We start from the raw sequence: 16,184 nt of genomic DNA, 5'->3' as shown, positions 1-16,184 counted from the left end.
TCAGTGCCGTGTAATCGTCAATCGGGCGCGCAACCCCTGATCTCCGGCCTCGAACCGCAGCGCGCCGCCGTGCTGTTCCGCGACCGTCGCGGCAATGGTCAGACCCAGGCCGAAGCCGTCTGACGACCCTGTATTGGTTCCACGCTGGAAAGGGGCCATCAGAGCTTCGATATCCTGAACCGACAGATCGGTGCCCTTGTCCTCGACCGTGATCGTGGCAGAATGCGCGTCGGTTTCAAGCTGGACCTCGGCATGGCGGCCGTATTTCAGCGCGTTGTCTATCAGGTTTGTCAAGGCGCGTTTCAGCGAAATCGGTCTGGCGGTGACCAGCATGCGCCGCGCTTCCTGCAAGGTGCCGTGCCCGCGCCGGGACATGAAAACGGATGGCGCACCTTCAACCGCAACAGGATCAATGTTCTGCAAGGTCACGGGGCGATCCATATCCTGATAGTCGTCGACAACCGACTCGACCAGGGATGTCAGTGAAATCTGACGAGGCTCTTCGACACTCAGTTCCGAGCGCGTGTATGTCAGGACACTTTCGATCATGCCTGTCATCTGATCCACATCTGCTTCGAGCTTTTCACGCAATTCATCATCCGCAATAAGCGCAGCGCGCAATCGGACTCGGGTTGCGGGGGTTCCCAGATCATGGCTGACGCCCGAAAGGACAGTGGCACGTTGTTCCAACTGAGCGCGCTCGGCATTGAGATGGGCGTTCACGGCAGACACGATGTCCCGCAGCTCGGTCGGGCCATCCGCGTCGTAACTGTCGGGTCCCCCGCGCCGCCGTCGGTCGCGCAGGGCGTGGGCAAATCGCGTGAACGTATCAGACACATTACCGACCGAGGTCAGGATCACCGCCAGCGCTACGATTCCCAGCAATATCGCAGGCAGGCGTAGATCGGTCGGGGCCGCGCCGCACCCCCAGATACCGGTTCCGTCCACGCGGTACCATGGCCCACGTCCAAACTGCGCGATCAGGATCGGCTCGCTGCAATAGGTGGCCAGCAATCGTGTCAGGTTACCCATTTTCTCGGGCCCTGTCTGATCGCTACGCGAGACGATGTCCGAGACCGGATAGACCAGACGATCGGACAGGATTGCCAGCGTCAATTCACGCCCGTTGAGCGGCGCGGAACTGTCTGTCAGGATCGAAAGGTTGGTTAGGAACCGACGGCCCGAAGACCCAGGAAATTGCTGGAACTCTCCCTTATCGGCCAGGACGGCATCCGCCGGTGACAAGGGCGTAATGGACAGCGGGGCGGCCGGGGCCATTCCGGTGCGCAGGTCTTCGTAAACGGTGAACCCTGCGACGAAGGATTGCGTCAGGAACTGATTCCAGGCGCGGGCCGAAGCAAACCACAGGCTGGCCGATACCAGCCCTGTTGCGAAGGCTGAGATCACCCAAAACCAGCCTAGATTGCGTAGGCGCAGTGTCATTCTTCTTGCACCGACACGTCGGCGGCAAAAACATAGCCGACGCCGCGTTCGGTGCGCAGCATCTGCGGGTCCTTCGGGTTGACTTCGATCTTTGACCGCAGCCGCCCCACCAGCATGTCGATGGCGCGGCCCTGCGCCTCGGGCTTGTCGGTGCCGCCGGTGACATCCAGCGCGGCGACGATCTCATCCCTTGTCAGGGGGATATGCGGATTGGCCAGTAAAACCTTGAGCAACGCCGTCTCACGTTGTGACAGCGCCACCAAATAGCCCTCGGGTGAATGCACCTCATCGCGTTTGCCATCATAGAGCCAGCCGTCAAAGCGGAAGCTGTGGATGCGGCGGCGGTAGGCCAGTGACGATGACCGCCGCGCCCGTTGCATCACCGCCCGCACGCGAGCGAGCAGAAGCTGCGGGTTGAAAGGCTTGGCGATATAGTCATCGGCCCCGACCTCATACCCCGCCATGCGCTGATGGTCGGCTGAGAGGGCCGAGACCAGAATGATCGGCACATCCTGTTCGGCGCGCAGGCGGGCGCAGATCTCGACGCCGTTTTCATCGCCCAGCATCACGTCCAGCAGGATCAGGTCGATGCGGCCGGTGTTCAGGTGGCTGCGGATTTCATTTTCAGAACTGGCGGGCAGGGCGATGAACCCGTTCTGCTGCAGGAACTGGGTCATCATCGCCCGCATCTCGGGGTCGTCATCCACCACCAAAAGTCGCGGGATACTCACGCGGTTTGTCCTCCCAGTCACTGTTCCTCCGATATCGTCAATTGTAACGAACGGAAACAGATTCAATGTCAACGTAACACGCTGTAACAGAAGCGGTGAAAAATTGGTCTGACGCACGGGTTTGGCGCGGATTCCAAGTTGCCAGACGGCCCGTGCGCCCCAGTATGGCCGACATCGCTGCTGCGGCAGTCACTTCGTTCTCTAGGGAGGAGACAAGAAATGAAACGTTTTGCATTTGCCACCGTATCGACGCTGGCAGTTGTGGCCGGATCGTCGGTGCTGGCGGGCCCTCAGGCCGAAGTTCTGCATTGGTGGACATCGGGTGGTGAGGCCAAGTCGGTTGCCGTCCTGCAAGAGGAATTCGCGGCCAATGGTGGCAGCTGGACCGATATGCCCGTGGCCGGTGGTGGCGGTGATGCCGCGATGACCGCGCTGCGCGCCCGCGTTCTGTCGGGCAACGCGCCGACGGCCGTTCAGCTGAAAGGCCCCGCCATTCAGGAATGGTATGAAGAAGGCGTACTGGCCGATATCTCATCCGTGGCCGAGGCCGAAGGCTGGGCCGATGTTCTGCCCGCCTCGATCGCAGGTCACATGAAATGCGAGGGCACGTGGTGCGCCGCGCCTGTGAACGTACACCGCGTTGACTGGATCTGGGCCAACGCCGACGTTCTGGCCGCAAATGGCATCGAGATGCCGACCACGTGGGACGAATTCAACGCTGCCGCGGATAAGCTGCAAGCCGCAGGTGTGATCCCGCTGGCCCATGGTGGTCAGGCATGGCAGGACGCGACCGTTTTTGAAACCGTGGTACTGGGCATTGGCGGTCCCGAGTTCTTCCAGAAAGCGCTGGTTGATCTGGACCCTGAGGCGCTGACCTCGGACACGATGGTGCAGGTGTTCGACCAGATGCGCACAATGCGCGGCTACGTGGACGAGAACTTCTCGGGCCGCGACTGGAACCTGGCCACCGCGATGGTCATGAACGGTGAGGCGGCGTTCCAGATCATGGGTGATTGGGCCAAGGGCGAGTTCCTGGCGGCGGGCAAAAAACCCGGCGAGGATTTCCTGTGCGCCTCGACCCCCGGTGACGGCTATCTGTACAATGTCGACAGCTTTGCAATGTTCGATGTGGACGGAGATGACAAGAAAGCCGGTCAGGACCTGCTGGCCAAGCTGATCGTCGCACCGAACTTCCAGAAAGTGTTCAACCTGAACAAAGGCTCGATCCCGGCACGGACCGACGTGGCACTGGATGACTTTGACATCTGCGCCAACTTGTCGGCCGAAGATATGGGGTCGACCTCGGACGCAGGCTCGCTGCTGCCGTCTTATGCCCACGGCATGGCGCTGCGCGGGTCGCAGTCTGGTGCGATCACCGATGTTGTGACCGCGCATTTCAACTCGGATATGTCGTCGGCTGACGCGGTTCAGCAATTGGCGGCGGCAGTGGCCAACAGCTACTGATCCAAATCGCTCTGCCCCCTATACTGACGGGGCAGAGCATCTTTCCCCGGAGGAAATCATGTCCGAATGGCTGGAAAACCACCTGCCCAAGGTGGTGCTGGCACCGTCGTTCATTGCCGTATTGATCTTTGTCTACGGCTTTATCGGATGGACGGCCTGGGTGTCACTGACCCGATCGAAACTGTTGCCGAAATACGAGATCAAGGGATTCATCCAGTATGAACGCCTATTTGACTCGCCCCGCTGGGACACGGCAATCAACAACCTGTATATCTTTGGCGCGCTGTTCATCGTGATCGCGATGGTGCTGGGCCTTTTGCTGGCCATTTTGCTGGATCAGAAAATCCGCGTCGAAGGGGCCATCCGAACGATCTATCTGTACCCGATGGCGCTGTCGATGATCGTGACCGGCACCGCGTGGAAGTGGATCTTGAACCCCGGTCTGGGGATCGAATCCATGGTGCAGGGTTGGGGTTTCACGAATTTCGAGTTCGACTGGCTGGTGAACCCGGACTACGCCATCTACACCATCGTGATGGCCGCGATCTGGCAGAGCTCGGGCTTCGTGATGGCGCTGTTCCTTGCTGGCTTGCGTTCAGTGGATGGTGAGATCATCAAGGCAGCCCAAGTCGATGGTATCCCAACATGGCGCATCTACACGGCGATCATCATCCCGTCGATGGCTCCGATCTTCCTGTCGGCCTTCATCGTGCTGGCCCACCTCGCGATCAAGAGCTTTGACCTTGTCATCGCCCTGACAGGCGGCGGTCCCGGTTACGCAACCGATCTGCCAGCGACCTACATGTACGCCATGGCGTTTTCGCGCGGCGATATTGGTCAGGCGGCCTCGTCCGCGATGATCATGATGCTGGTCGTCTTTGCCATCGTCGTTCCCTATCTTTACTCAGAGCTGAGGGCTAAAAATGACTGATCTGTCGATGCCCCAATCCCAAACCCAAACCCGTAGCCAAAGTGCCGTCGGCAAGATTGCCCTGCGTTGGTTGCTGTACGTCCTGCTGGGCCTCTTTGCGCTGTATTACCTGATGCCGTTGTTCGTGATGTTGACGACATCGCTGAAAAGCCTTGAGGAAATCCGCACCGGGTCCCTGATATCCTTACCGCGCGAGGTCAGCTTTGATGCCTGGAAAACCGCATGGTCCGGTGCCTGTACCGGTATTCAGTGCGAAGGCCTGCGGCCATATTTCTGGAACTCGGTTCTGATCGCGGTGCCTGCGGTGGCGATCTCGACCCTGCTAGGTGCGCTGAACGGCTATGTCGTTGCACAGTGGCGGTTCAAAGGAGCGAACATCATCTTCTCATTGATGCTGTTCGGCTGCTTCATCCCGTTTCAGGTTGTGCTGCTGCCGATGGCGCGCCTGCTGGGCATGATGGGGATCGCCGGAACTATTCCGGGCCTGATCTTTGTCCACGTCATCTACGGGCTGGGCTTCACCACGCTGTTTTTCCGCAACTACTATGTCACCATCCCGTCCGAGCTGACCAAGGCCGCGCGCGTTGACGGGGCAGGGTTCCTACGGATTTTCTGGTCGATCTTTCTGCCGCTGTCGCTGCCCATCATCGTTGTGACCGTGATCTGGCAGTTCACGCAGATCTGGAATGATTTCCTGTTCGGCGTGTCGTTCAGCCAGGCGGGCACGCAACCCGTGACCGTGGCGCTCAACAACATCGTAAACTCCACCACCGGCGTCAAAGAATACAACGTCGACATGGCCGCCGCGATCATCGCGGGGCTGCCGACGCTGCTCGTCTATGTCGTTGCCGGTAAGTATTTCATCCGCGGCCTGACCGCCGGTTCTGTGAAGGGATAAGACCCATGGCACCCATCCTTGATATCAACAAACTCTACAAGAATTACGGTGCGACCGAGATTCTGAAGGACATCAACATTTCGATCGAGCCGGGCGATTTCCTGGTGCTGGTCGGCCCCTCGGGCTGCGGCAAGTCCACCCTGCTGAACTGCATTGCGGGGTTGGAAGAGATCACTGGCGGCACCCTGTCCATTGGTGGCAATGACATGACCCATGTCAGCCCCAAGGACCGCGACATCGCGATGGTGTTCCAGTCCTACGCTTTGTATCCGACCATGACCGTGGCCAAGAACATCACCTTTGGCATGAAAGTGCGCGGGGTAGATCAGGCGACGCAGGATGCCAAGCTGAAAGAGGTGGCTTCGCTGTTGCAGATCGAACCACTGCTGAACCGCCGCCCAAGCCAGTTGTCAGGTGGACAGCGTCAGCGGGTGGCCATGGGTCGGGCGCTGGTACGCGATCCCAAGCTGTTCTTGTTCGACGAACCGCTATCCAACCTCGACGCCAAGCTGCGGGTCGAGATGCGGACCGAGATCAAGAAACTGCACCAGACGCTGGATGCCTCGATCGTCTATGTCACCCATGACCAGATTGAGGCGATGACGCTGGCGACCAAGATCGTCGTGTTGAAAGGTGGGGTGGTGCAGCAGATCGGCACCCCGGCCGAGATCTACAACAACCCGGCCAATCTGTTTGTGGCGGATTTCATGGGCTCACCCGCGATGAACCTGATCCCGGCACAGGCGCGCAAGAATGGCTCGGGCACCCAGATCGCCATCGCGCGTGAGGGAGGCGACCTGCTGTTGACAGAATCGCGTGATCTGGCCCTTCCGCAGGATGTGATCCTGGGTCTGCGTCCCGAGGACATTGCTGAGGCCGGGTTCCGCGCAGGCGACGGCGTGCAAGAGGCCGAATGTCTGGTCGATATGGTCGAACCTGCAGGGGCCGACACCTATGTGGTCTCGGAGCTGGGCGGCAAGCAGGTCACGGCGCGTCTGCACGCGGAAACCAGCGCGCAGGCGGGGAAACCTCTGAACCTCGCCTTCGACATGAGCAAAGTGTCGTATTTCGCCAAGGAAACCGGCGAGCGCTTGAATTAAGGGCGTTCAAGCCCCAACAAAAAAGCGCCGCGCGATGGGGTCGCGCGGCGCTTTTGTCATGTGAACCCGATCAGCTCAGCTTGTTCTGCTTCATGTCCTTGATCAGACGGTTCAGATCGCCTCCGCGCGCGTCCAGCAGTGCGCCAACTTCGGTGCGCTCGGTCAGCAGCATGTTCACCCCTTCGATGAACATGTTGAAAAACCGGTCACGGCCCGATTTGTCCGACACCAGGAACGTCACCTCGAACGGGGACGAGCCCTGAAGTTTAACCGAGGTGCGCACCTCATACCCAGCTTTGATCTTGCGTGCGTTGCGCACGGTGACCTGACCGCCGATGAATTCACGGAAGCGGCGGCCATATTTGTTCGAGATATAGCCCTGAAAGGCGTCGGTGAATTGTCGCAGCTGCGCCGGGCTGGCAGATCGGCCATCTGCCCCCAACACGTAACGCGCCATAATCGGCACATCAGCATATTGCGCAAAAATCTTCTCGAAATCGCGGAGCATCGCGTTTTCGGACTTGCCCGAGGCGATTACACGGTTGATATCGTCCACCACACTGACCACCAGCGCCTTGGCGCTGGCTTCGGTTTGGGCGTAAGCGGGCAGGGCGGCCATCAAAGCACCGGCCAGGCCAGTGGCGACAAATCCGCGTCGATTTAGATGGTTATTCAGCATAGGGGTCCTCGTAGGGGTCTAGGTAGGGGTCCCTGACAGGGTCGGTTCCGATGTCTGCGTAGGGGTCGTCATATAGGCCCAGATAGGCGTCTTCATCGTCTCGCGCCAGTTCAAACCGGCGATTTTGCAGGTAGATGGTCTGTGACTGCGCATAACTGTCGGCGCTTTCATACAGGATCGAGTCGACCGTATCCGAGAACCGGCCCCGATCCCCGGCGCGCCGCACAACCTCGGCATAGACGCCGATATTGTCGATCGGGCGTACAGGCGAAAAGTTGATCGGGTTCGAGAAAAGATTGACCACAACACCAATCGCGTCACGCTGGGTCGATGGACCGTATAGCGGCAGTTCCACATAAGCGCCTTCTCCGACACCCCATACATGCAATGTCTCGCCAAAGTCGGTGTCAACCGGCGGCAGGTTCAACTCGTCCGCCGGTTTGGACAAGCCTGCTCCGCCAACGGTCGTATTGATTGCAAAGCGCAGCAGGGCATTGCCCGACTGTTTCAGATTACCCTGCAACAGATAGTCCAGCGCCTGCCCCGGCATGGTCAGGTTTTCCGCGAAATTGCTGAAACTGGTCACAACCGGATCGGGGAAGATCTTCACATAGCCTTTCGAGGCGGGGCGGAACAGAAACCGGTCAACGCCCAGATTGAAGTTGTGAATACCCCGATTGTTTCTTTCGTAAGGGTCAAACACCTCACCCGGAGGGGTGCCTTCCGGTGGGCGTGTAGCGCAGGCGCCGAGAGTTGCCACAAGGGACAGGAGGATAAGGGGCTTCAAGCGGATTTTGCTTAGCACGGTCTTTGCCACTCCAACACGTCAGGAACGAATGCGCCTGAACGTTCAATCAATACTGCCTTTGGCCGTTTCTAACGGCGCAATTCAATGTCACATAGGTGTTTCACAAATCTATTGAAACAGCCAGCGTGTAACCCGGTTAAGAGGTCAAGGTAAAGTGACACGAGTTCAACACTAAAGAATAAGAGAAGTTATGCTTACAGCACCACTGACGCTTAATTCGGCGGTTTGGTGCTTTTCGAACCGGTCTTTCCCGGTTAGCGTCCGACCGACTCGAATTTAGGTGAGGACCATCACATGAGCATTGCAGCAAAACTGGACAGCATGGGCGTTACACTGCCCGACGCGCCGGCACCGGCGGCCAACTATGTGCCTTTCGTGCGCGTTGGTAACATCGTCTATGTTTCGGGGCAGATTTCGAACGATGGTTCGATGATCATCGGCAAGCTGGGCGATGACATGGAGGTCGAAGCTGGTGCAGCCGCCGCCAAAGTGTGTGCGATCAACCTGCTGGCGCAAGTCAAAGCGGCCTGTGGCGGTGATATCGACAAGCTGGTGCGGGTGATCAAACTGACAGGGTTCGTGAACTCGACCCCTGATTTCACAGCACAGCCACAGGTCATCAACGGCGCGTCGGACTTTCTGGTCGAAGCGCTGGGTGAGGCTGGTCGCCATTCGCGCTCGGCTGTCAGCGCTGCGGCGTTGCCTCTGGGCGTCGCTGTTGAGATCGAAGGTATTTTCGAGGTCGCATGACACCCGCCTTGCCTGACGTGTTCCTGCAGGCTCCGATCGCGCATCGGGCATTGCACGACCTCTCGGACAACCGCCCGGAAAACAGCCGGGCGGCCATTCGCGCGGCTGTCGAGGCCGGATATGGTATCGAGATTGACCTGCAACGCACCAGCGACAACCGGGCGATGGTGTTTCACGACTATGACATGACCCGTTTGACGGGCAGGTCTGGCCCGATCCAGCAAATCTCGGCGGCCGAGGCGCAAGCGACTCAGCTTTTGCATGCCGCAGACGGGATCCCGACGCTGGACGAGGTGCTTGAGATCGTGGCCGGGCAAGTGCCTCTGCTGATCGAATTGAAAGATCAGGATGGCGCGATGGGCACTGATGTTGGCCCTCTGGAGCAAGATACCGTGCGTGCTTTGCAGGGCTATGACGGGGCCGTGGCGCTGATGTCATTCAACCCTAATTCCGTCGCCGAACTGGCACGAATTGCCCCCCATCTGCCGCGCGGCATCACAACTTGTTCGTATCAGCCCAAGGTCGAACATTTGCCACAAGCAGTCTGCGACCATTTGCGTGGCATTCCCGATTTCGAACGGGTCAGCGCCAGTTTCATAAGTCATGAGGCTGCAGACCTGGCGCGTCCCCGTGTGGCCGAGTTGAAGGCGCAGGGTGTGCCGATCCTGTGTTGGACCATCCGCTCGCCCGAACAAGAGGCAGAGGCCCGCAAGGTTGCCGATAATGTGACCTTCGAGGGGTATTTGGCCGCCCACCCGGGTTGAACCCCACCCCATCCGTCACAGATAAAGACAAGACGCGGAGGGCACATGGATCAGGCGCAAATCGAGGTTCGGGTACTGGGGTCGCTTTCGCAAATCCCTGCTGCAGAGTGGGACAGTTGCGCCTGCCCCGAGGCTGAGGATGGCGGTCGCCCATTAGATCCGTTTACCACGCATCGGTTTTTGTTGGCGCTGGAGAACAGCGGCTCGGTCGGGCGCGGCTCAGGCTGGCAACCGCAATATCTGACCGCGTATCTGGATGGAATGCTGATCGGCGCGGCCCCGATGTATGCCAAGTCGCATTCACAGGGTGAGTACATTTTTGACCACAACTGGGCGCACGCTTATGAGAATGCGGGCGGGCGCTATTACCCCAAGCTTCAAATTGCGGTGCCCTTCACACCCGCCACGGGGCGACGGTTTCTGGTGCGGCCGGGGTATGAGGGCGTTGGTCTTTCGGCTTTGGTGCAGGGCGCAGTGCAACTGGCCGCTGATAATCAGGTCTCATCTATCCATGCTACCTTTTGCACCGAGGCCGAGGCCGAAGCGGGTGAAGAAATGGGCCTGATGGTGCGTCATTCGCAACAGTTTCACTGGCTCAATCATGACTACGCGGATTTCGACGGGTTTCTGGGGGCCCTTTCGTCGCGCAAACGTAAGAATATCCGTAAGGAACGCGCGCAGGCCTGTGGATTTGGCGGTCAGATTCGCACCTACACGGGCGATGACCTACGGCCCGAGCACTGGGATGCGTTCTGGCGGTTCTATCAGGACACAGGCGCGCGCAAATGGGGTGCGCCCTATCTGACCCGTCAGTTCTTTGACATTGCCCATGAAACCATGGCCGGTGACATGGCGTTGGTGCTGGCTGAACGGAATGGATATCCGATTGCAGGTGCGCTGAACTTCATAGGGCGCGAGACGCTTTATGGCCGCTATTGGGGTTGCATCGAACATCACGCCTGCCTGCATTTCGAACTGTGTTACTATCGGGCAATCGATATTGCCATTGCGCAAGGCTTGTCACGGGTCGAGGCGGGCGCGCAGGGGGAACACAAGCTGGCGCGGGGTTATCTGCCAACGCGCACGCACAGCCTGCATTGGGTGAACGATCCTGGTTTTTCCGATGCAATCAAAAAGTATCTGGACGCCGAGGCCCACGCAGTGGGAGAAGAGATCGAGATTCTGACGGATTACGGCCCGTTCAGAAAAGCGAACCCGGAGGAACAGCAATGACCGAACTTTTGTCAACGGAAACGCGCGGCCCCCTTCTGGACCCTCTGTTTCAAAATGGCTGGACCATGGTGGAAGGCCGGGACGCAATCACGAAGACTTTCATCTTCCAGGATTTTGTTCACGCCTTTGGCTGGATGACCCAAGTGGCCATCTTTGCCGAGAAATGGAACCATCACCCCGAATGGTTCAATGTCTACCGTACGGTCGAGGTGACCTTGTCCACCCATGATGTGGGTGGATTGTCGGCGCTGGACGCAAAGCTGGCCCGAAAGATGGACAGTCTGGTTTAACCCCGGTCGCTTGCCGAGCCGACGCCACCCGCCAGCGAGGCGGCCACACCCATTTGCCGGAATTCATCAGGCGTTACAGTGCCACTGCTCACGTCGATATTTTTCGGGATGCGAGTTTCTCGAAGGCCATTCGATCGCACCGACCGCGCCGCCGGGTTAATGTCTAGACACCGCGTGTCATAACAGGTCAGCCCGCTGGTGTTTATTTGTATCCGCTGCTGACCATCCGGTCCGGTTACAATCGGCGCTTGCGGCACGTCACACGCTGCAAGCAAAGCCAGAACACCCAGCGAAATCCATTTGTTCATAGCGCGCTCCTGTCGAGTTGGGGCGGTCCTAGTCCAACTGACCGTTCCTGTTTTTGTCGGCAGATGAGAAATCCTCAGTCATCTGCGCATCATATTCTGATCGAGAGATAACGTTATCCCGATTGCGGTCAACGCTTTGGAATTGCTTTATGTCCAGAAAGGGTTTGGCTTCCTCCAGACCCAGCGTGCCACTCTTGTCCTCATCCATCGCCTGAAACGCATAGTCGGAGAACGCATTGAACTCATCTTTGGACAAGAACCCATCATTGTTCGTGTCTATGGCTTTCAACTCGTTTTCGTGCAGTTCTGCAACGGTTTCAGCCGCAACTGAGCTGGCCGAAAGGACTGCACACAGCGTCACTGTTTTCAGTTTCATCACTTCTCCCATCAGCATGCGAATTTCTGACCTTCGATCCCACCAACAGCAGCGCCGGCTGCTGTCAGGATCGTTTTACCAGATCCGCCACCAAATTGGTTGCCGATGACGCCGCCCAAAAGTGCGCCTCCGACTGTGCCACTGAGGCATGCGATCTCATGCTGTCGCGCGGCTTGTTGCTGTGGGGTAGGGGCCGGGCTGCACGCAGCCAAAGCGGCTGCCGAGCCCAGACATAGGGTGATAGTTATGACTTTCATGAATGGATTCCCTGAACAACTGGGTCAAGTATTTGCGGTTCAGAGCGGTCTATCAAGTGAAATTAGGCGAAAAGGCCCCGACCTTGCCGGGGCCAGACAGGGTCAGATGACGTCCAGCAGACCTTCACCAGCGGAAATTTCACACGCGCCGGGGCTTTCTTCCAGATTCAGCGCGGTGACCTTGCCGTCTTCGACCAGCATTGCATAGCGTTTCGACCGCGCGATCAGGCCGGCGGGCGGGGCGTCGAAATCCATGCCGATCGCTTTTGTGAACTCGGACGCGGCATCCGCCAGCATGGTCAGGCCCGCATCGGACGCGCCGGTGGCCTCGCCCCAGGCTTTCATCACGAAGGGGTCGTTGACCGAGACGCAGATGATTTCGTCCACGCCCTTGGCGTCGAACTGATCCTTGGTGCGCATGAAGCTGGGCACATGGGCCGAATGGCAGGTCGGCGTGAACGCGCCGGGGACGGCAAAGATCACCACTTTGCGCCCGTTTGTCTTGTCGGAAATCCGAACCTCTTCAGGGCCTTCGGCACCCATCTGGGTCAGCGTGGCGTCGGGCAGCGTATCACCTGTTGAAATCATTTTTGTGCTCCTGTCGTTTGGATTTGCAGAGTCGGGCTCAGCCGCAATATAGGTGGTCGCGTGGAGGAGACCACGGGAATTCGACAGGGTGAGGGGAAGATGAGCCATATTGTCGTGATCGGTGCCGGGCAGGCGGGTGCATCGCTGGTGGCGCGGCTGCGCAAAGACGGGTTTGAGGGCGATATCACCCTGATCGGGGCCGAGCCGCATCTGCCTTATCAGCGCCCGCCCTTGTCCAAGGCTTATCTGCTGGGCGAGATGGAGTTGGAGCGCCTTTTCCTGCGCCCCGAAAGCTTTTATACCGAGAACAACATTACCCTGCGTCTGGGCCAGCGTGTGACTGCGATTGATCCGCAAACCAAGACCGTGTCGCTGGGTGATGAGGTCATTTCCTATGACGAACTGGCCCTGACCACTGGGTCCGACCCGCGCCGCCTGCCTGCCGCGATTGGTGGCGATCTGGCAGGCGTACATGTGGTGCGCGATCTTGCCCATATCGACGAGATGGAGCCGCGCGTGACCGACGGCGCCCGCGCGCTAATCGTAGGCGGAGGTTATATCGGGCTCGAGGCGGCTGCGGTTTGCGCCAAGCGCGGGGTCAAGGTGACCTTGGTCGAGATGGCCGACCGCATCCTGCAACGGGTCGCCGCACCTGAGACCAGCGATTATTTCCGCGCGCTGCATTCCGGATACGGGGCCGATATCCGTGAAGGCGTCGGGCTGGACCGTCTGCTGGGCGAAGATGGCAAAGTGACAGGCGCAGTTTTGACCGATGGCACCGAGATTGCCGTTGATTTCGTCGTGGTTGGTGTGGGCATCGCGCCCGCGACTCAGCTGGCTGAAATGGCGGGGCTGGAGCTGGAGAACGGCATCAAGACCGACGCCCATGGCCGCACCTCGGATCCGTCGATATGGGCGGCGGGCGATTGCGCGTCTTTCCCGCATGGCGAAGGGCGTATCCGTCTGGAAAGCGTACCCAACGCCATTGATCAGGCCGAGATTGTGGCCCAGAACATGCTGGGCGCGGCCAAGGATTACACCGCGACGCCCTGGTTCTGGTCGGATCAGTATGATGTCAAACTGCAAATCGCCGGTTTGAACACCGGCTATGATCGCGTCGTGACCCGGCAGGGAGAGGGCGCAACCGTCTCCTTCTGGTATTACAAAGGCGATCAACTGATTGCGGTGGACGCGATGAACGATCCGCGCGCCTACATGGTCGGCAAACGCCTGATCGACGCCGGCAAAACCGTCGATCCCGCCGTGGTGGCCGACCCGAATGCGGACCTGAAACCGCTGCTCAAAGCGTGAGGATTATCGCGGGCGAGTTCCGGGGCCGGGCTTTGGCCTCGGTCGGCAAGGGGGATGCGGGGGCGCATTTGCGGCCTACGACGGACCGGGTGCGCGAAAGTCTGTTCAACGTCCTAAGTCACCAGATTGATTTTGACGGGCTGCGCGTGCTGGACCTGTTTGCAGGCACCGGCGCGCTGGGGCTTGAGGCACTGTCGCGCGGTGCGGCTCACGTGACCTTCGTGGATGACGGGCGCGTGGCACAGGGGCTGATCCGCAAGAATATCGACCTGACCCGCAGTGCTGACCGAACCCAGTTGATCCGCCGCGACGCGACCCGGCTGGGCGACAATCCCGGCACGCCTTATGACCTGATCTTTCTTGATCCGCCTTACGGCAAGTCGATGGGCCAAAAGGCTATTGCTGCGCTACCCGGCTGGATCGACGATGACGCCCTGATCGTGTGGGAGGAAAACGCCCCCATGCAGCCGCCCGAAGGGTTCACCCTGCAAGACAGCCGCAAATACGGCGATACGCATATCACGCTGATGTGGAAGGGCGGTACAGATGCATGATCTGGTGATCTTTGACTGCGACGGCGTGCTGGTGGACAGTGAGCCGCTGTCCAATCAGGTGCTTGTCGAAAACCTTTCACGTTATGGGCTGGACCTGACGCTTGAAGACAGTGTGGGGTTCTTTCTTGGCGGGACGATGACCGGGGTGCGTGACAAGGCTCGCGCGCTGGGCGCGGACCTGCCCGAGGATTGGGTCGATGAAGTCTATGCAGAGACCTACGCGCGTCTGCGCGGCGGAGTGGACCTGATGCCGGGTGTTGCCGATCTGCTGGCCACGCTGGACGCGCAAGATATCCCGTTCTGCGTCGCCTCAAACGGCAGTCCGGACAAGATGCAGATCACGCTGGGCCAAAACGGACTGTGGGACAGGTTTCGGGATGTGGCCTTCTCGGCCCATGTTCTAAAGGTGGCGAAGCCCGACCCAACCCTGTTTCTGACGGCGGCTGAACAGTTTGGGGCGAAAGCTCCCGTCGTGATTGAGGACAGCCTTAGCGGCGTCACCGCCGCGATGCGCGCCGATATGCGCTGTCTGGCTTATGCGCCACAGGGCGGAGGGCAAAAACTGGTCGATCTGGGGGCCGAGTTGTTTACGGACATGGCTCAAGTTCCGGTGATTTTGGGACTCTGACCGGGATGTGGTAAGCTGCGGTATGGATCGCGCACTCACCCCTCCGTTCTGGGCACCTTCGCAGGATGCCGACACCTCAACCAGCCCCGAGCGCAAGCCCTTGCGCGCCCCTGTGTTCATCCATGACGCCGTCATCCCGTGGCGGGATGAAACTTTGTTGCTGAAACTGCTCCGCGATCAGGCGCTTGATCAGGACGAATAGGTCGGGTGGAACATATCGCCCGGTGACATGGTGAAAATCTCGACCCCATTGGCCGTCACACCCACCGAGTGTTCAAACTGCGCTGACAACGACTTATCGCGAGTCACGGCGGTCCAGTCATCGGCCAGCGTCTTGGTCTCGGGGCGGCCCAGATTGACCATGGGTTCGATGGTAAAGAACATGCCCTCTTCCAGGACGGCACCGGTGCCGGGACGGCCGTAATGCAACACGTTGGGCGGTGCGTGGAATACACGCCCCAGACCGTGACCGCAGAAATCGCGCACGACGCTCATGCGGTGGGCCTCGACATAGGCCTGAATGGCGTGGCCGATATCACCGAAGGTGTTGCCGGGCTTGACCATCTCGATGCCCTTGAACAGGGCGTCATGGGTCACTTGAATCAAACGCTCGGCTTTGCGGGGCAGCTTACCGGCCACATACATGCGTGAGGTGTCGCCAAACCAGCCATCCACGATGACCGTGACGTCGATATTCAGGATGTCGCCATCCTTCAGCTTTTTGTCGCCGGGAATGCCGTGGCAGACAACATGGTTTACGCTGATGCAGCTGGCGTGCTGATAGCCCTTGTACCCAATGGTTGCCGAGGTCGCGCCAGCGTCCTCGACCATCTGGGTGATCAACCCGTCAATCGCGCCGGTGGTCTGGCCCGGGAACACATGCGGGGCGATATCGTCCAGAATCCGTGCAGCCAAGGCCCCTGCCGCATGCATGCCGGCAAAGTCACCCTGTTCATAGATGCGGATACCGTCCTTGGTCAGGCGGCCACGATGCTCTTTCATCGACGCTAGGCTCCAAATGTTTCGCGCAGCACTTTGTTTACGCTGCTTGTGCAGAAAGTTCCAGAGGGC

Annotated in this window: 21 protein-coding genes; 12 read left to right on the top strand and 9 right to left on the bottom strand. The window is 59.3% G+C overall.

The window, feature by feature from the left end:
• Both ACR3EG_RS18550 and ACR3EG_RS18545 read right to left on the bottom strand, forming a co-directional pair.
• The gene (locus ACR3EG_RS18550) at nucleotides 1–1,443 is read right to left on the bottom strand and encodes a sensor histidine kinase (RefSeq protein ID WP_480497082.1); all 1,443 of its coding nucleotides are present in this window, start codon (nucleotides 1,441–1,443) and stop codon (nucleotides 1–3) included.
• Nucleotides 1,440–2,174: a response regulator transcription factor gene (locus ACR3EG_RS18545; RefSeq protein WP_170755211.1), complete on the bottom strand. Its 735-nt coding sequence runs from the start codon at nucleotides 2,172–2,174 to the stop codon at nucleotides 1,440–1,442. Before ACR3EG_RS18545 ends, ACR3EG_RS18550 begins: the two co-directional genes overlap by 4 nt.
• A 219-nt stretch (nucleotides 2,175–2,393) precedes the next feature.
• On the opposite strand from ACR3EG_RS18545, the gene ACR3EG_RS18540 reads away from it, so the two are divergent.
• The 4 genes from ACR3EG_RS18540 to ACR3EG_RS18525 are packed head-to-tail and all read left to right on the top strand — an operon-like array spanning nucleotide 2,394 to nucleotide 6,567.
• Entirely contained in the window at nucleotides 2,394–3,638 is a 1,245-nt protein-coding gene (locus ACR3EG_RS18540) for an ABC transporter substrate-binding protein (protein WP_170355923.1), read from the top strand.
• Nucleotides 3,639–3,696: 58 nt separating this feature from the next.
• Nucleotides 3,697–4,569, top strand: coding sequence for a carbohydrate ABC transporter permease (locus ACR3EG_RS18535; RefSeq protein ID WP_170387762.1), 873 nt, complete (start codon nucleotides 3,697–3,699; stop codon nucleotides 4,567–4,569).
• Complete coding sequence (locus ACR3EG_RS18530) at nucleotides 4,562–5,467, top strand: carbohydrate ABC transporter permease (RefSeq protein WP_170755212.1); 906 nt, start codon at nucleotides 4,562–4,564, stop codon at nucleotides 5,465–5,467. The genes ACR3EG_RS18535 and ACR3EG_RS18530 overlap by 8 nt, the downstream gene beginning before the upstream one ends.
• A gap of 5 nt (nucleotides 5,468–5,472) precedes the next feature.
• On the top strand, nucleotides 5,473–6,567 hold the full coding sequence (locus ACR3EG_RS18525; protein WP_209195735.1) for an ABC transporter ATP-binding protein: 1,095 nt from the start codon (nucleotides 5,473–5,475) through the stop codon (nucleotides 6,565–6,567).
• A gap of 70 nt (nucleotides 6,568–6,637) precedes the next feature.
• Here the strand turns inward: ACR3EG_RS18525 and ACR3EG_RS18520 are convergent, their stop codons facing one another.
• A complete protein-coding gene (locus tag ACR3EG_RS18520) occupies nucleotides 6,638–7,246 on the bottom strand; it encodes an MlaC/ttg2D family ABC transporter substrate-binding protein (protein WP_480497083.1) in 609 nt (202 codons plus the stop codon).
• Nucleotides 7,236–8,006, bottom strand: a complete 771-nt coding sequence (locus tag ACR3EG_RS18515; RefSeq protein ID WP_480501820.1) for an MlaA family lipoprotein — start codon at nucleotides 8,004–8,006, stop codon at nucleotides 7,236–7,238. The genes ACR3EG_RS18520 and ACR3EG_RS18515 overlap by 11 nt, the downstream gene beginning before the upstream one ends.
• A gap of 342 nt (nucleotides 8,007–8,348) precedes the next feature.
• On the opposite strand from ACR3EG_RS18515, the gene ACR3EG_RS18510 reads away from it, so the two are divergent.
• From ACR3EG_RS18510 to ACR3EG_RS18495, 4 genes are read left to right on the top strand one after another with little or no spacing between them, the layout of a single operon-like run.
• A complete protein-coding gene (locus ACR3EG_RS18510; RefSeq protein ID WP_170355934.1) occupies nucleotides 8,349–8,804 on the top strand; it encodes a RidA family protein in 456 nt (151 codons plus the stop codon).
• Nucleotides 8,801–9,568 (top strand): glycerophosphodiester phosphodiesterase family protein, encoded by a 768-nt coding sequence (locus ACR3EG_RS18505; RefSeq protein ID WP_480497084.1) that lies wholly within the window; start codon nucleotides 8,801–8,803, stop codon nucleotides 9,566–9,568. Before ACR3EG_RS18510 ends, ACR3EG_RS18505 begins: the two co-directional genes overlap by 4 nt.
• A gap of 45 nt (nucleotides 9,569–9,613) precedes the next feature.
• Complete coding sequence (locus ACR3EG_RS18500; protein WP_480497085.1) at nucleotides 9,614–10,801, top strand: GNAT family N-acetyltransferase; 1,188 nt, start codon at nucleotides 9,614–9,616, stop codon at nucleotides 10,799–10,801.
• The gene (locus ACR3EG_RS18495) at nucleotides 10,798–11,091 is read left to right on the top strand and encodes a 4a-hydroxytetrahydrobiopterin dehydratase (RefSeq protein WP_170355939.1); all 294 of its coding nucleotides are present in this window, start codon (nucleotides 10,798–10,800) and stop codon (nucleotides 11,089–11,091) included. Before ACR3EG_RS18500 ends, ACR3EG_RS18495 begins: the two co-directional genes overlap by 4 nt.
• Here the strand turns inward: ACR3EG_RS18495 and ACR3EG_RS18490 are convergent.
• The 4 genes from ACR3EG_RS18490 to ACR3EG_RS18475 form a co-directional block, all read right to left on the bottom strand.
• A complete protein-coding gene (locus ACR3EG_RS18490; RefSeq protein ID WP_170355941.1) occupies nucleotides 11,088–11,399 on the bottom strand; it encodes a hypothetical protein in 312 nt (103 codons plus the stop codon). The two genes, ACR3EG_RS18495 and ACR3EG_RS18490, sit on opposite strands and share 4 nt — an antisense overlap.
• Before the next feature lie 28 nt (nucleotides 11,400–11,427).
• On the bottom strand, nucleotides 11,428–11,775 hold the full coding sequence (locus tag ACR3EG_RS18485; protein ID WP_480497086.1) for an EF-hand domain-containing protein: 348 nt from the start codon (nucleotides 11,773–11,775) through the stop codon (nucleotides 11,428–11,430).
• Nucleotides 11,776–11,786: 11 nt separating this feature from the next.
• Nucleotides 11,787–12,032: a glycine zipper 2TM domain-containing protein gene (locus ACR3EG_RS18480; RefSeq protein WP_480497087.1), complete on the bottom strand. Its 246-nt coding sequence runs from the start codon at nucleotides 12,030–12,032 to the stop codon at nucleotides 11,787–11,789.
• A gap of 102 nt (nucleotides 12,033–12,134) precedes the next feature.
• Complete coding sequence (locus ACR3EG_RS18475; protein WP_209195728.1) at nucleotides 12,135–12,620, bottom strand: peroxiredoxin; 486 nt, start codon at nucleotides 12,618–12,620, stop codon at nucleotides 12,135–12,137.
• 99 nt (nucleotides 12,621–12,719) lie between these two features.
• On the opposite strand from ACR3EG_RS18475, the gene ACR3EG_RS18470 reads away from it, so the two are divergent.
• From ACR3EG_RS18470 to ACR3EG_RS18455, 4 genes are read left to right on the top strand one after another with little or no spacing between them, the layout of a single operon-like run.
• Entirely contained in the window at nucleotides 12,720–13,931 is a 1,212-nt protein-coding gene (locus ACR3EG_RS18470) for an NAD(P)/FAD-dependent oxidoreductase (protein ID WP_480497088.1), read from the top strand.
• Entirely contained in the window at nucleotides 13,928–14,485 is a 558-nt protein-coding gene (gene rsmD / locus ACR3EG_RS18465; protein WP_480497089.1) for a 16S rRNA (guanine(966)-N(2))-methyltransferase RsmD, read from the top strand. The genes ACR3EG_RS18470 and rsmD overlap by 4 nt, the downstream gene beginning before the upstream one ends.
• Nucleotides 14,478–15,113 carry an HAD family hydrolase gene (locus ACR3EG_RS18460; RefSeq protein ID WP_480497090.1) on the top strand — a complete coding sequence of 212 codons (636 nt, stop codon included), beginning with the start codon at nucleotides 14,478–14,480 and terminating at the stop codon, nucleotides 15,111–15,113. Before rsmD ends, ACR3EG_RS18460 begins: the two co-directional genes overlap by 8 nt.
• Nucleotides 15,114–15,135: 22 nt before the next feature.
• The gene (locus ACR3EG_RS18455; RefSeq protein ID WP_170755222.1) at nucleotides 15,136–15,315 is read left to right on the top strand and encodes a hypothetical protein; all 180 of its coding nucleotides are present in this window, start codon (nucleotides 15,136–15,138) and stop codon (nucleotides 15,313–15,315) included.
• Here the strand turns inward: ACR3EG_RS18455 and map are convergent.
• The gene (map, locus tag ACR3EG_RS18450) at nucleotides 15,303–16,115 is read right to left on the bottom strand and encodes a type I methionyl aminopeptidase (RefSeq protein WP_480497091.1); all 813 of its coding nucleotides are present in this window, start codon (nucleotides 16,113–16,115) and stop codon (nucleotides 15,303–15,305) included. The two genes, ACR3EG_RS18455 and map, sit on opposite strands and share 13 nt — an antisense overlap.
• Between the last annotated feature and the right edge of the window lie 69 nt (nucleotides 16,116–16,184).

Source organism: Ruegeria sp. AM7 (genome assembly GCF_056535965.1).
This window is presented reverse-complemented; position numbering and strand designations above follow the sequence as displayed.

What these genes read in the sequence shown, in the direction of transcription:
- map (WP_480497091.1), bottom strand. Translation starts at nt 16,115, where the DNA reads ATGAAAGAGCATCGTGGCCGCCTGACCAAGGACGGTATCCGCATCTAT.
- ACR3EG_RS18460 (WP_480497090.1), top strand. Translation starts at nt 14,478, where the DNA reads ATGCATGATCTGGTGATCTTTGACTGCGACGGCGTGCTGGTGGACAGT.
- ACR3EG_RS18550 (WP_480497082.1), bottom strand. Translation starts at nt 1,443, where the DNA reads ATGACACTGCGCCTACGCAATCTAGGCTGGTTTTGGGTGATCTCAGCC.
- ACR3EG_RS18470 (WP_480497088.1), top strand. Translation starts at nt 12,720, where the DNA reads ATGAGCCATATTGTCGTGATCGGTGCCGGGCAGGCGGGTGCATCGCTG.
- ACR3EG_RS18510 (WP_170355934.1), top strand. Translation starts at nt 8,349, where the DNA reads ATGAGCATTGCAGCAAAACTGGACAGCATGGGCGTTACACTGCCCGAC.
- ACR3EG_RS18485 (WP_480497086.1), bottom strand. Translation starts at nt 11,775, where the DNA reads ATGAAACTGAAAACAGTGACGCTGTGTGCAGTCCTTTCGGCCAGCTCA.
- ACR3EG_RS18540 (WP_170355923.1), top strand. Translation starts at nt 2,394, where the DNA reads ATGAAACGTTTTGCATTTGCCACCGTATCGACGCTGGCAGTTGTGGCC.
- ACR3EG_RS18535 (WP_170387762.1), top strand. Translation starts at nt 3,697, where the DNA reads ATGTCCGAATGGCTGGAAAACCACCTGCCCAAGGTGGTGCTGGCACCG.
- ACR3EG_RS18495 (WP_170355939.1), top strand. Translation starts at nt 10,798, where the DNA reads ATGACCGAACTTTTGTCAACGGAAACGCGCGGCCCCCTTCTGGACCCT.
- ACR3EG_RS18505 (WP_480497084.1), top strand. Translation starts at nt 8,801, where the DNA reads ATGACACCCGCCTTGCCTGACGTGTTCCTGCAGGCTCCGATCGCGCAT.
- ACR3EG_RS18490 (WP_170355941.1), bottom strand. Translation starts at nt 11,399, where the DNA reads ATGAACAAATGGATTTCGCTGGGTGTTCTGGCTTTGCTTGCAGCGTGT.
- ACR3EG_RS18480 (WP_480497087.1), bottom strand. Translation starts at nt 12,032, where the DNA reads ATGAAAGTCATAACTATCACCCTATGTCTGGGCTCGGCAGCCGCTTTG.
- ACR3EG_RS18455 (WP_170755222.1), top strand. Translation starts at nt 15,136, where the DNA reads ATGGATCGCGCACTCACCCCTCCGTTCTGGGCACCTTCGCAGGATGCC.
- ACR3EG_RS18530 (WP_170755212.1), top strand. Translation starts at nt 4,562, where the DNA reads ATGACTGATCTGTCGATGCCCCAATCCCAAACCCAAACCCGTAGCCAA.
- ACR3EG_RS18475 (WP_209195728.1), bottom strand. Translation starts at nt 12,620, where the DNA reads ATGATTTCAACAGGTGATACGCTGCCCGACGCCACGCTGACCCAGATG.
- ACR3EG_RS18520 (WP_480497083.1), bottom strand. Translation starts at nt 7,246, where the DNA reads ATGCTGAATAACCATCTAAATCGACGCGGATTTGTCGCCACTGGCCTG.
- ACR3EG_RS18525 (WP_209195735.1), top strand. Translation starts at nt 5,473, where the DNA reads ATGGCACCCATCCTTGATATCAACAAACTCTACAAGAATTACGGTGCG.
- ACR3EG_RS18500 (WP_480497085.1), top strand. Translation starts at nt 9,614, where the DNA reads ATGGATCAGGCGCAAATCGAGGTTCGGGTACTGGGGTCGCTTTCGCAA.